We start from the raw sequence: 12,863 nt of genomic DNA, 5'->3' as shown, positions 1-12,863 counted from the left end.
CCGAGATGGTTCTGGAAGGCCAGCCGCAGCGCGTCGTTGAAGCACACGTTGCCCGAGAGCAACACCGTCGACGTGTCCGCGCCGATCGCGCGGGCCGCGGCCATCACCTCGATCACCACGTTGTCCGCGGACCTGGCGTCGCGCATGGACTCCACCGTCACCGGAACGTCGACCGATTCGGTCGGCTGCTCGTCGTCGCCGTGCACCGCCACGACGAGCACGGTCCGGCCGTCGGAGTACACCCCGGTCGCGCCGATGCCGTGCGGCCTGGCCTGGTCCGGCGCGTGCACCAACCCCAGCGCGCGCACATAGCCCGACAGCGCGACGCTCTCCGGCAGCGGCTCGACGGTCACGTCGAGCTTCTCCACCAACCCCGCGTACACCTCGACCTTCTCGTCCGGCCAGCCGTCCGGGAACGGCAGCGCGACCAGGTCCGGCTTGCCGCGCAGGTGCTTGCCGATGGACGCGAGCGGGTTGTACATCCTGGCCCGGAACACCAGCTCCGCGGGCCAGGTCGCCCCGGCCACCACGATCTGCGGGTGACCGAGGATGTCGCGCACGTCGGCGATCGCCATGCCTAGGTCGGGGCGCTGGCGATCCACGCCCGCGGTGTGCAACCGACCCGACGAATCCGCCAGCAGATACGCCGGCGGTGTCCACATACCCTCCACCTGGACCGGGCGGATCGGCGTGCCACCGCCACCCGCGGCCACGGACACCACATCCCAGCCGAGATGTACTGCCCCTACTCGCACCGTCACAGGCATAAGTGTGCCTGGTGTGCGGCCGAGATGCTTGCTCTTGTCCGCAGCCCCCGGTCGGGGCCCGAAAATCGTTCGCCCATCACGCCGCCGACGACTTCAGTCGCAGCCGCCGCCAGGTGATGACGGCCAGCACCAGGGTGATCAGCAGCAGCACGCCGACGTCCAAGGCCCAGATGCCCGCAGTGTGCTCCCACAGGGCGTCGGGTTGCGCGTTGAGGAACACCTCGCGAATGTTCACCGTCGCGGCGCCGGCCGCGTAGCCCCAGCGCGCCGGGAACAGCCAGGACACCTGCTCGAGCACGACGCGGCCGGTGACCGGGATCAGGCCGCCCGCCATCACCAGCTGCACCATGATGGCGACCACGAGCAGCGGCATCACCTGCTCGTTCGACTTCGCCAGCGACGAAAGCAGCAGGCCGACAACGACACAGCACACCGCGGTCAACGCGATGTCGATGTAGAGCTCCGCGCTGCCCGAGGCCAGCACCGCACCCTCGCCCGGCCGCTTCTTGCCCGCGAGCACGATGCCGACCAGCACCGCCGACTGCAGCAGCGCGGTGAAACTGAACACCGCGATCTTCGCCGTCAGATAAGCCGACGGCAGCAACCCGACCGCGCGTTCGCGTTGAAAGATGGTGCGCTCGCCGACCAGGTCACGCACCGTGAGCGTGGACCCCATGAAGCAGGCGCCCAGGATCAGCACCACGAGTAGCTGCTGGGTCTCGCCGCCGCCCGTCGGCACGAAGGTGCCGTCCGGCAGCGCCTTGAGCGCGCCGCGCTGAAATCCGTCCTTACCCGGCACCACGAGCGACAGTGCGCCGAGGATGAACGGCAGCACCACCAGGAACGCCAGATAGCCTCGGTCGGCCAGGATCAGCCGGATCTGTCTGCGTGACAGGGTCGAGAACTGTTTGCCGCCACTGGATTGCGGCGGCGAGCCGGCCGGTCCGTACTGCTGCGGCGGGGGCGGCGGTGGCGGCGCGAACGCCTGCCTGGACCGATAGGCGGCGAACGCCTGGTCCGGATTGGCCGCCACATTGGCGAAGATCTCCGCCCAGTCGCTGGTGCCGAGCGCGGCGCCGACGCCGGCCGGGTTGCCGCAGTAGGCGGTCTTGCCGCCGGGCGCGAGCAGCAGCACCTGGTCGCACATGTCGAGATGGGCGATGGAGTGGGTCACCACGATCACCACGCGGCCCGCGTCGGCCAGCTCGCGCAGCATCACCATCACCTGCCGGTCCAGCGCCGGATCCAGGCCCGAGGTCGGCTCGTCCAAGATCAGCAGCGACGGGCCGGTGAGCAGCTCCAGCGCGACCGACGCGCGCTTGCGCTGGCCGCCGGAGAGCCGGTCCACCCTGGTGTCGGCGTGCTCGGTGAGCGAAAGTTCTTTCAGCACACCGTCGATCACCTGCTGCCGATCCGCGCGGCTGTTGTCCGGCGGCAGCCGCAGCTCGGCCGCGTAGCCCAGCGCCTGACGCACGGTGAGCTGCCGGTGCAGCACGTCGTCCTGGGGCACCATGCCGATGCGGGACCGCAGGGCCTCGTACTCGGCGTGCAGATTGCGGCCCTCGAAGGTGACGACGCCGCCGGAGGGGCGGGTGGTGCCCGCGATCAATCTGGACAGCGTCGACTTGCCCGCGCCGGACGGGCCGATCAGCGCGGTCAGCGTGCCCCGGCTGGCCTGCATGTTCACATCGACGAGCAGCTGCTTGTTGCCCTCGACGGTGAACCCGACCCCGTGCACGGCCAGGCCCTGCTCGGCGATCGGCTTCTGCCGCAGCACCAAAGTGCCCTGCTGCACGACGAAGTCGATGTTGCCGATGGTGATGATGTCGCGCTCGCGCAGCACCGCCCGCTGCTGGCGGTGGCCGTTGACGAACGTGCCGTTCGCCGAGCCGAGGTCCTCGATGGTGAGCCCGTCGGCGGCGGCGACCAGGCGCGCGTGCCTGCGCGAGGCCAGCGGATCGTTGACGACGATCTGGTTGTCGGTGGTGCGGCCGATGGCCAGGCCGCCCGCGGGCAGCCGGTCGGCTCGCGCGATCGGCGCGGTCGAGGCGCGCGCCCGCACGGGCGGGATGTTCGAGGTGTCGGCCCGGGTGGTCATATTGATGTTCACCTGCGGCGACGCGTCCTGCGGCGGATACGCCGGGCGCTGGAACTGCTGGGCGGGCCGCTGGCCCGACATCGGCGGCATCGGCTGCTGGCCCGACTGCGGCGGCCGCATCGAAGGCCGCTGCGGGGGTTGCGGATTGGCCGGTAGCAAGTGCAGCAGCGGCCCGCTGATCGCGTCGCCGAGACGCACCTGCGTCGGCCGGTCGATGGACACCGGCTGGGCGAGCCGACGGGCGTCGACGAACACACCGTTCGTGCTTCCGTTATCGCTCAGCACCCAGGCGCTACCCTGCCAAGCGAGCGTCGCGTGCACCCGGGAGACGAGCGGGCTGTCGACGAAAAGCGTCACCTCCGGCGCACGGCCCATGGTGACCTGCTGGCTCGAATCGAATACTCGTTCGTTTCCATCATGGCGCACGGTGATGGTCTGCGCCCCCGGTGAAGACATGCAGCGGATACTATTCCATCACCCGGACATCGGCGGTGCCCCCGATGCGCCTTATGCCCCGATCCGGCGACCGATGTGAACGTGATACCGGCCGATCAGGGGGAGCCTTGCCGAAAGTCCGTGCGACGGCGATCATTACCGCCGCATTACTCGTCGTTGTGCTGGTCGCGGGCTGCACCAGGCTGGTGAACGGCCGGGCCGTCTCCATCTACGACGACCCGTTCAAGGTCGCCGGGTTGCCGACCACGAGCGGGCCGAGCGGGCCCCGGCCCGGCGTCGAGGACAGCTCGCTCACCGCGGTCAACGGCGACGGCGGACCCGAGGACACCCTGGCGCTCAACGCCGTCGACGACATCCAGAGCTACTGGCGCGCCGAGTTCGGCAAGGAGTTCCAGAGCGGCGACTTCAAGCCGGTCGACACCCTGCTGTCCTGGAGCGCGAAGGCGCCACGCAGCGACGCCCGGGAATTCTGCAAGGAGACCACCTTTCATCTGGTGAACGCCGCGTACTGCCGATTGGACAACTCCATCGGCTGGGACCGCTCCGTGCTGCTGCCCGCCATGTCGGAGACCTTCGGCAAGATGGCCGTCGTCATGGTGCTCGCGCACGAATACGGGCACGCGGTGCAGACCATGGCCAGGCTCGTCGGCGCCAAGGATCCGGTGATCGTGAAGGAGCAGCAGGCCGACTGCTTCGCGGGCGCGTTCATGCGCTCGGTCGCCGAGGGCAAGTCCAAGCACTTCACCATCAACACCTCCGACGGACTCAACTCCGTCCTCGCCGCCACCGTCGCCATCCGCGACTCCGACCCCGACGATCCGGAGAGCGTGCACGGCTCGGCCTTCGAACGCGTCACCGCGGTGCAGATCGGTTTCACCGATGGGGCCAAGGGCTGCAAGCGAATAGACATCGACGACATCAAGCAGCGTCGCGGCAATCTGCCGAAGGACTTCAGCAACGACACGGGTCGCGGCGAATACGAGATCAACAAGAACACGCTCATCGAACTCAGCAAGGCGCTGGCCGCGCTGTTGCCGACGCAGCCGGCGCCGACCTACGACTACTCCGGCGCGAAGATCGCCTGCCCCAAGGGCGTGGCCACCGAGCCGGTCAGCTACTGCGCCGAGAGCAACACCATCGGCACCGACATTCCCGCCCTCGCCCAGCGCGGCACCTCGAACTGGGACGTCGATGACCCGCTGCCGTTGAAGGTGACCGGCGACTACAACGGCTACATCGTCTTCATCTCCCGCTACACCCTTGCGGTGCAGAAGAATAGGGGACAGCAGCTCGTCGGTGCGAAGACCGGGCTGCGGGCGGCCTGCCTGGCCGGCGTGGTCACCGGCAAGCTCGCGCTGCCCGACCGGCCCGTCGCGCAGGGCGATATCGGCCTCGCGGCAGGCGATCTCGACGAGGCGGTGTCCGGCCTGCTCACCGACGGACTCGCGGCCAGCGACGTGGAGGGCAACACGGTGCGCAGCGGCTTCGCCCGCGTCGACGCGTTCCGCGCCGGCGTGATCAACGGCGAGAAGACTTGTACGTCACGGTATTCGTGATGCCTAACGCCCGAAGGGCGGCGGGGCCGCGTGCTCGAAGCGCAGGACGCGGTTGCCGAGCATGACCTCGGCGCCGGGCACCAGGACCATGGATTGGTTGGGGGCCAGGCGAATCCAGTCGCGGTAGCCGGGTAGGCGGGTGCGGGTGCCGTTGGTCGAGCCTCGGTCCACCACGGTCACATCCCAGTTCAGCAGGTGGATCTCGGCGTGGGCGCGGGACATGCCGCCGGAGGAGTCCTCCACCCGCAGCGGCACCAGGCCGCGCTGGGCGGCCTCGGAATGCTCTGGGTCGCGGCCGATCACGGCGTCGGCGGCGAGCACGTAGGTCATGCCGTCGTCGAGGATCAGCATGCCCAGCGGCGGCCGGACCACCTCGATCAGCGGCTGCGTCTGGTCCACCGGCATGCCGCACACGGTGCAGAACGCCGCGCGCGGGTCGCTGGGATGCGCTCTCGCGCACTTGAATCCCATCACCTTGACGGTGAGCGCGGTGGCCTTGGCCGTCGCCTCCAAGCGCCGCTGCAGATCCGGATCGGGCGGCGGGGCGGGGTGGGTCCCGCTCACCTGGGTCTGCGCCTGATGCGGATCGTGGGTGCCGATCGAAGCCTGGGTTTCGTTGTCCGGCTGCGGTTCTCGCCGCTGCGGCGGGTCGTGGTCGATGCGCGCGGTCGGCAGCCGTTCCTCGTCGTCGTGCCGGTGCGTTCCCGTGCGCGGCAGTACCGGCAGCGCGCGGGTGGGCACCTCGTCGGACCAGACGATCGCGCCGCCCGCCTGCGCGATGCCCTCGACCAGCCGGCCGATGCCGCGTTGCACGGGTATTTCGGGCACGCGGCCCTTCGCGTCGTCGACGAACAACGCGACGGCGCGCGCGGGCACGCCGGCCACGCGATCGACGGTGAACGCCGCGTCGCCGCCCCGATACCGGTCGATCGAGTCGGCGCCGGCCAGCACCGCCGTCACCGCGCCGTGCAGGAAGATCGCGACCCCGCCGTTCTCCGCGGTCGACAGAATCCCGAAATCGACGGGCTCGCCGGGACTGATCTGTTCGGCGTGCTTCATCAGCCACCGCGTCGCCTGGCGCGCCACCAGCGCACCGGGCCCCTTCGGCTCGTGCTCGGTCGCCTCCCGGACCAATTCGGCGAGCGATTCCAGCGCGCGCACGGCCACCGAATCCTGCGTCACTCTGCCGCGGCCGCGATGGGCCACCACCACGACCGCCCCCGCGACACGTGCGACCGCATGACCACCGACGACAACCTCGACCTGCCGATCCATCAATGGAATCGGCCTCTGTCGAGCGCGCGGTTCGGGGTCGCTGTCACAGAAACCAGGGTATTGCAATCCCACAACTATCGATCCCCGTCCTAGGCGTCCGTCCGGTAACTTCAGGAACAGCACGTGGAGGAAACGAGGACCCGTCATGGTTCGGACATCGCGGATCGCGCTCGCCGCGTCGTGTATCGCATTGGCCGGTCTGTTGACCGGATGCGGCGGCGTGCGGGGCACCGCAACGGCGGGCGAGATCGACGTCCGTCAGCTCGAAGTCGGCGACTACGCCGTCGACCGGCACAGGTACCCCCAGGACCCCGGCGAGAAAGCCGCGCTGCTCGAGGGCATGCGGATGTCCGAGGCGGTGGTCCCGTCCGTGCGGATCGACCCGTCGCTCGAAGTCGGCCGGGGCAGCACCGTGATCGCCGACGCGGAGCAGGCCCTCGACTTCGTCGCCAAGACCTCCAAGCCCGTCTTCGACGAGCGCAGGCTGCTCGTCGGCTACGCCGCCAGCGGCGCCGATCGGCCCGACCCCGCCGGACAGACCAACCCGGCTCCCGAGGCCACCGCGGTCACCACCGTGTTGTTCCGCTTCCCCGATCAGGCGACCGCGAAGCTCGCCGCCCGGGAGCTGGAGGACGTCGACATCGCCATCTCGCCGGACAACCGCAAGCTGCCCTCGACCAAGTACCCGGACGCCTACATCCATTGGCGCCCAGGCGTTCCCACCGTCGGCGCCTTCATGGCCTATAAGGAATTCGTAGTCTCGCTGTTCATTCAGCGCCCGCACACCGACGGCACCGATCTGGCCGGTTGGATCGACAAGACCCTCGGCGCGGAGGTCGCCCAGCTCGACAAGTTCCAGCCGACGCCGCAGGACAGGATCAAGGACCTGAAGACCGATCCCGACGGGCTGCTCGCCCGAGTCGCCGTCGCCGACCGCACCGGCCGCGTGCCCGACGTCGCCGCCTTCGCCGTCTACGGCCCGCACCACATGGTGCACCGCGCCGACGACGAATCCGCGCGCCTGCGCCTGATCGAGGAGACGGGCGTCGACCGCCAGGCCATCGCCGATGACAGCTACGTCGCCCGCGCCAGGGACGCCGCCGCCGCGGAGCGGTTCGCCGACGCCCTGCTCGACAGCGAGGGCGCCCACTACGACACGCTCGGCGCACCGAAGGACGTCCCCGGCGCGAAATGCTTGCAGCTCAACGGCGAAGGCAATCCGGACCGCGAATACAAGTTCCGTTGCTACGTCTCGTACAAACGTTATGTCGGTGTCGTGACCAGCGACAAGGAACCCGATGTCCGGCAGAAAGTCGCCGCCGAGTACGCGCTGCTCGCGAACAGTTTGTGACGCCGACCACGAACATCGTGGCCGGGTGCCGTGGCCCGCGGTGACGTAGGATTCCGCGGGAACCACAGCCGTTAGGGGAGGATGTTGCAGCTCCGCGCGAACTCGATGCCGCGCCGGACGGCGTATGCCCTGCTCATGACGGTAGTGCTCGCGATTGTCGGCGGCGGTTGCGATTCCGCGGAGCCGACCGTCACCACCCCGCCCGAGGTCGATATCGGCAAGCTGGACGTGGGGAATTACGACACGAAACCGCGCCAATTGGGCGCGGTGAAATCCCTGGAACAGGCCCGCATTATCGAGGCGGAACGGCTCGGCAATTTCGTGCCGGCGCCGATGGACATCGACCCTCGGTTCACCCACGGCAATCCGTTCGTGCCGACGGTCTTCACCGACCCGAAATTCGCGCTCGACAAGATCATGGCCGTCGACCGGTTCGCCGAGGCCGCACCGGATTTCGTCGCGGGCTTCCAGAGCTACGGCCGGACCGACGCCGACACCAGGGGCATCGACCTGCTGAACGCGGTGCTGATCTTCCCGAGCGAACAGCAGGCCGCCGACGCGGCCGCGGCCCTCGAACGAGCCGATCGCGCGGCCGATGACCGCAACGTCACCGTGGCGATCCCGAAATACTCTGCGGCCCAGGCCCACTGGCAGCCGCAGCGGCAGTCGATCGGATCCTGGTACGCCACCGGCACATTCGTCGTCTTCACCTGGATCTTCGACTACCTGAAGGTCTTTCTGGAGAAGGTGGATCTGCCCGCGATGCTCGCGCTCGTGGAGAAGAGCCTCGACACGGTGGTCCCGTCCATAGCGAAGTTCCGTCCCACCCCGCCGGACCAGCTCATGAGTCTCCAGATCGACCTGGACGGCATGCTCAACCGGACCATCGCCCGGCCGAAGGAGGACGCGTGGCTCAACCCGCCCGGCGCGTTCGAGGCCCGCACCGCGCTGCACTTCGTCAATGACCCGCCCGGCACCCGTCGCTACCTCGAGAAGGCGGGCGCCGACCGGTACGCGTCGAACGGCGTCGAGCTCTACCGGGCCCGCGACGAGGCCGCGGCCGTCGCGTTGCAGAAGGACATCGGCGGGCTCACCAAGCGGTTCAGAAGCGCGGAGTCGCCGGCGAATCTGCCCGCCGCCGAATGCCGGGAGTACATCGGACGGACGCGCATGGCGATCCGCTTCTATTGTTCGGTGGCCCACGGCCGTTACGCCGCGTTCTCGGCCGCACACCAACTCCTCGACGCACAGCAACGGATCTCCGCTGAGTACGCGGTGCTGGTGAGTGCTCGATGAACCGGGCACTCGCGTTTCCCCTCGTTGCCTTGCTCGTGGCCGGCCTCACCGCCTGCGGCTCGACCGTGGCCGGCACCTCGCGCCCCGCCGAGGTCGACATCCGCATGCTCGATACCGGTTCCTACCCCACCGAGCCGCTGAACGCGCACGACGACGACTACCAACCGGATTTCATCACCATGCCGGAGATCGCGGCAATGCGGTTGTCGGACTACGTATTACCCGCCTACGAGATAGACCCCCACCTGAAGTTCGGTCGACTGCCCGCCGGGATAACAAGCGGGCTGCTGCCCGGCGAGCTCGGCGCCGAGGGCGCGATGAAGCCGGTCGCCGAACGGAACAAACTGTTGTTCGGTTTCCGGACAACCGGTTTCGATCAGAAGACGACGATCATCCCCTCCGCGTGGCCGATCAAGACGACGGAGCACGCGACGGCCGTATCCATGATGGTGATGCAGTTCCCCGACGCGGAGCGTGCCGCCAAGGCCGCGACCGAGTTCTACGACGCGGACCTCGACACCAACCGGGAGCAGAACCAGCCGGTCGCGCTGCCGAAATACAACCTCGCCCACGCGCACTGGCGTCCGGGCACCCCCTTTCTGCGCGCCACCCTCGCCCACGGGTCCTACGTCGTCGCGGTGCTGGTCTCCGCCAGCGAACCGGATCTGAACGCGCTGCTCGCACTGGCCGAGAAGTCTTATGCCGCACAGCTTCCCGTCCTCGATCAGCTGCCGACGCTCACCGATGAGGAACTGTACCGATTACCTTGGGACACAGACCATCTGCTGAGCCGCGCGCTGAATCCGAACAAGACCGAGCGGCCCTCGATCGGCAGCCAAGCGCTCTACAACCTGCGCGGCATCGTGCAGTACGCCGACGATCTGAGCGTCGCCAAGCAGCGCTTCGGCGCGATGAACGCCGACCGGTTCGCCGTCTCCGACGGCACGATCGTGGCCAGGACGCCGGACCCGGCCGCGGCGAAGCGGATCGTCGCCGAACGACGCACGCCCGCGCCGGTCGCGCGCGACACCGACGCGCCGCCGAACGTGCCGGACTCGGCCTGCGTGGAGAACCGGCGCGACCCCAACGACTTCGACATGAAGAGGTTCACCTGCGTCGTCGCCTACCGCCAGTACGCCGGGTTCGTCACCGGAGACCAGCTGCTCGATGTCCAGCAACGCGCCGCGGCGCAGTACGCGATCTTCGCCAACAGCCGGTGACGCGACGCACCGAGACCGTGGGGAACGTTCCAGTATGCTCCCGCGTGGGGAGCACAGACTCAGGAGACAGTGGATCATGGCGATAAGCCCCGGCACCATCGTGGGCGGGTACCGCGTCCAGCGGGTGCTGGGTGCGGGCGGCATGGGCACGGTCTACCTGGCGAAACATCCCAGCCTGCCGCGCATGGACGCGTTGAAGGTGCTCAGCGGCGAACTCAGCAACGACCACGAATTCCGCGCCAGGTTCGAGCGGGAGGCCAATCTCGCGGCGGGCCTGGACCATCCGAACATCGTCGCGGTCTACAACCGCGGCGAGGAGGACGGCCGGCTGTGGATCGCCATGCAGTACGTCGACGGCACCGACGCCTCCGCCGAGCTGACCCGCGACCGGCATTCGATGAATCCCCTTCGCGCGCTGCGCATCACCACCGAGGTCGGCAAGGGTCTGGACTACGCGCACCGAAAAGGTTTGCTGCACCGCGACGTCAAGCCGGCCAACTTCCTGCTCTCCTCCAGCGAGGGCGACGAGGAACGCGTCCTGCTCACCGATTTCGGCGTCGCCAAGTCCAACGACGACACCACCGAGCTCACCCAGACCGGCAGCTTCGTCGCCACCATCGCCTACGCCCCGCCTGAGCAACTGGTCGGCGGCCACCTCGACCACCGAGCCGACATCTACAGCCTCGCCTGCGCCTTCTTCAAACTCCTCACCGGCCGAAACCCTTACCCCGCAACGCAACCCGCCCTCGTCATGATGGGGCACCTGCACGAGCCGCCGCCCTCGGCCACCGCGGTCGACCCCGGCCTGCCGCCCGCCATCGACCACGTCTTCGCCAAGGCGATGGCGAAAGACCCCACCCAGCGCTTCAACACCTGCCGCGAATTCACCGACGCCGCCGCCAGCGCCCTCATCCCCGGCTACAACCCCGCGCCAACCAGCACGTCCCCCACCTACCCCATCCAGGTCTTCGACCCACGCCCGAATACCGATCCGCGCGTTGCTTTTTCGGGGCCGCAGCCGCTGGCGGACGCGCCCGCGCGCTCGCGTAAGCGATGGGTCATCGGAGCCGGAGTCGGCGCGGTCGTCGTCGCGCTCGCCGCGGGAATCGGGATCTGGGGGCTCGGCGGCAACGACTCCCCCCGCACCGACACCCCGCTCGCGGCCAGCTCTACCGTCGCGATGAGTTCTCCACCGTCGACCGAGCAGCCGCGGGGCACGAACCCGGCCTTCCGGGGTAAGACCATCACGGTGGTGGATGTGCAGCGCATGGTCGGCTCGAGCAAACCGGTCTCGATCTTCCTTGGCGGCACCGCACAGTCGAAGTTCCTCGAAAGTTTGGGCTTTGTCTACAATTTGGCCTATGTGGCGCAGAACGGCGAGCCGTCGCCGCGCGCGATGAAATCGGCGGAAACGCTCGAGGCGGCGTCCGACAGCTACGTCCTCGCGGTCCGCACCGACGAAGAGGCCGGAGGCGGCGGCCTTCGCGGCCTGCCCTATCAGGTCGCGGGCACCCGGGCCACCGTTATCCCGCTCGACGATCCCGAAGCCGTTGCCGCGTTCCGCAATTGGACTCCGGCCTCGGAACAACTGCTTCTCGAGAAGTTGGTTCCGCTGTTGCAGAAGCGGGTGAAATAGCGTCGGCGATGGAGGGGACGATGCGGAGACCACTGCGAGCATTGGCCGCCGGGCTAGTCCTCCTGTCGGTGTGCACTGCGGGATGCGGGTCGGACTCGTCGCCGCCACCGCCGGCGGTCGACATCGGCCAGCTCGATGTCGGTAGTTATGCCACCGCACCGCGCGAGATCGGCAAGCCTGGTTTCGACCGCGCACGACTCAGCGAAGGTCAACGCCTCGGCAGTTTCGTCCCGTTACCGATGGATATCGACCCGCGGTTCGTCTTTCAGTCGGGCTTGTCCATCAGCAAGACCATGGGATTCATCGAGCAGGTCTATACCCTCACGCTCTCCGCCGACGACTTCCGGGCGAAGGCACCCGGTTTCATAGCGGGTTTCTACAGCTTGGGCTATTCCGACAGCGATATCTCGATCGCGACCAGTCTCGAGAACACCGTGCTGTTGTTCTCCGACCAGCAGGCCGCCACGCTGGCCGCCACAAATCTGGCTGCGGCCGTCGCGGCACGGCGGGGTCTGACCGAGCCGGTCGGCCTCGGCAATCACCGAGATGCCCTGGCATTCTCCAAGCCAGGCACTCAGGAGCTGACGTCGTTCCAAGCGAGCGGCCAATACGTCATCGTCGCCGCGATCATGGACCAAGCCAAGACCACGCTCGGTCTCACCGACCTACCCGCGATGGTGGCGCTCGCGGAGAAGAGTATCGATACGGTCGGCGCCCGGCTGCGCGAGTTCCGCTCCACGCCAACAGACAAGCTGACCGAGGTCCCCCTCGATCACGACGGAATGCTCGGCCGATCGCTTCCGCGACCGAATGAAGACGGTTGGCGCAACCCTCCCGGACTGTACGACCGCGCCGGCGCGCTGCACATGAGCGAACACCCAGTCAGTGACAAGAAGCTGTTCGAGGAAGCCGGGGTCGACTGGATGGCGAACTATGCCGGGAACCTCTACCGCGCCGAGAACCCGAAGGGCGCGCAGCTTATTCGAGACAACCACAGCACATTGCGGAAGATACAACGCCGGATCGATGCGCCGAAGAACCTTCCCGATGCGCGCTGCAGTGAGCTCCGCGACAAGCATGCGCTCGCCTCCAGGTTTCATTGCGTAGTGTCCTACGACCGCTACACCGCAGAGGTGTGGTCGGACCAGCTGATCGATGTGCAGCAACGCATCTCGGCGCAGTACGCGATTCTCTCGAAGGCGAAGTGA

8 protein-coding genes and 1 pseudogene are annotated in these 12,863 nt (G+C 68.2%); 6 read left to right on the top strand and 3 right to left on the bottom strand.

Going from position 1 to position 12,863, the window contains the following annotated elements; translation table 11 throughout:
- Both ON39_RS05450 and ON39_RS05445 read right to left on the bottom strand, forming a co-directional pair.
- Positions 1 to 767: pseudogene (locus ON39_RS05450) on the bottom strand (hypothetical protein); the annotation flags it as partial.
- Between the two features lie 76 nt (positions 768 to 843).
- Complete coding sequence (locus tag ON39_RS05445; RefSeq protein ID WP_040731695.1) at positions 844 to 3,321, bottom strand: FHA domain-containing protein; 2,478 nt, start codon at positions 3,319 to 3,321, stop codon at positions 844 to 846.
- 107 nt (positions 3,322 to 3,428) lie between these two features.
- Here ON39_RS05445 and ON39_RS05440 point away from each other — a divergent pair, with 107 nt between their 5' ends.
- Positions 3,429 to 4,877: a neutral zinc metallopeptidase gene (locus ON39_RS05440; RefSeq protein ID WP_040731694.1), complete on the top strand. Its 1,449-nt coding sequence runs from the start codon at positions 3,429 to 3,431 to the stop codon at positions 4,875 to 4,877.
- A gap of 3 nt (positions 4,878 to 4,880) precedes the next feature.
- Here ON39_RS05440 and ON39_RS05435 read toward each other — a convergent pair whose 3' ends face one another.
- Positions 4,881 to 6,152 carry an FHA domain-containing protein gene (locus ON39_RS05435; RefSeq protein ID WP_040731693.1) on the bottom strand — a complete coding sequence of 424 codons (1,272 nt, stop codon included), beginning with the start codon at positions 6,150 to 6,152 and terminating at the stop codon, positions 4,881 to 4,883.
- Positions 6,153 to 6,297: 145 nt separating this feature from the next.
- On the opposite strand from ON39_RS05435, the gene ON39_RS05430 reads away from it, so the two are divergent.
- The 5 genes from ON39_RS05430 to ON39_RS05410 all read left to right on the top strand — a co-directional run bounded on the left by ON39_RS05430 (position 6,298) and on the right by ON39_RS05410 (position 12,863).
- On the top strand, positions 6,298 to 7,503 hold the full coding sequence (locus ON39_RS05430; protein ID WP_040731692.1) for a DUF7373 family lipoprotein: 1,206 nt from the start codon (positions 6,298 to 6,300) through the stop codon (positions 7,501 to 7,503).
- 135 nt (positions 7,504 to 7,638) lie between these two features.
- Positions 7,639 to 8,799, top strand: a complete 1,161-nt coding sequence (locus tag ON39_RS05425; protein ID WP_246002840.1) for a DUF7373 family lipoprotein — start codon at positions 7,639 to 7,641, stop codon at positions 8,797 to 8,799.
- On the top strand, positions 8,796 to 10,019 hold the full coding sequence (locus ON39_RS05420; protein WP_146251074.1) for a DUF7373 family lipoprotein: 1,224 nt from the start codon (positions 8,796 to 8,798) through the stop codon (positions 10,017 to 10,019). The genes ON39_RS05425 and ON39_RS05420 overlap by 4 nt, the downstream gene beginning before the upstream one ends.
- A 76-nt stretch (positions 10,020 to 10,095) precedes the next feature.
- Positions 10,096 to 11,655 (top strand): serine/threonine-protein kinase, encoded by a 1,560-nt coding sequence (locus tag ON39_RS05415; RefSeq protein ID WP_040731686.1) that lies wholly within the window; start codon positions 10,096 to 10,098, stop codon positions 11,653 to 11,655.
- A 20-nt stretch (positions 11,656 to 11,675) separates the two neighbouring features.
- A complete protein-coding gene (locus tag ON39_RS05410) occupies positions 11,676 to 12,863 on the top strand; it encodes a DUF7373 family lipoprotein (RefSeq protein WP_146251075.1) in 1,188 nt (395 codons plus the stop codon).

Origin of the sequence: Nocardia tenerifensis NBRC 101015 (genome assembly GCF_000308715.1) — a bacterium.
Classification (GTDB): Bacteria; Actinomycetota; Actinomycetes; order Mycobacteriales; family Mycobacteriaceae; genus Nocardia; species Nocardia tenerifensis.
Note: the sequence above shows the minus strand (reverse complement) of the source record. Positions and strands in the feature narration are given on the sequence as shown.

Coding starts and splice junctions, on each gene's coding strand:
- ON39_RS05420 (WP_146251074.1), top strand. CDS start 8,796: ATGAACCGGGCACTCGCGTTTCCCCTCGTTGCCTTGCTCGTGGCCGGC.
- ON39_RS05425 (WP_246002840.1), top strand. CDS start 7,639: ATGACGGTAGTGCTCGCGATTGTCGGCGGCGGTTGCGATTCCGCGGAG.
- ON39_RS05435 (WP_040731693.1), bottom strand. CDS start 6,152: ATGGATCGGCAGGTCGAGGTTGTCGTCGGTGGTCATGCGGTCGCACGT.
- ON39_RS05415 (WP_040731686.1), top strand. CDS start 10,096: ATGGCGATAAGCCCCGGCACCATCGTGGGCGGGTACCGCGTCCAGCGG.
- ON39_RS05430 (WP_040731692.1), top strand. CDS start 6,298: ATGGTTCGGACATCGCGGATCGCGCTCGCCGCGTCGTGTATCGCATTG.
- ON39_RS05410 (WP_146251075.1), top strand. CDS start 11,676: ATGCGGAGACCACTGCGAGCATTGGCCGCCGGGCTAGTCCTCCTGTCG.
- ON39_RS05445 (WP_040731695.1), bottom strand. CDS start 3,321: ATGTCTTCACCGGGGGCGCAGACCATCACCGTGCGCCATGATGGAAAC.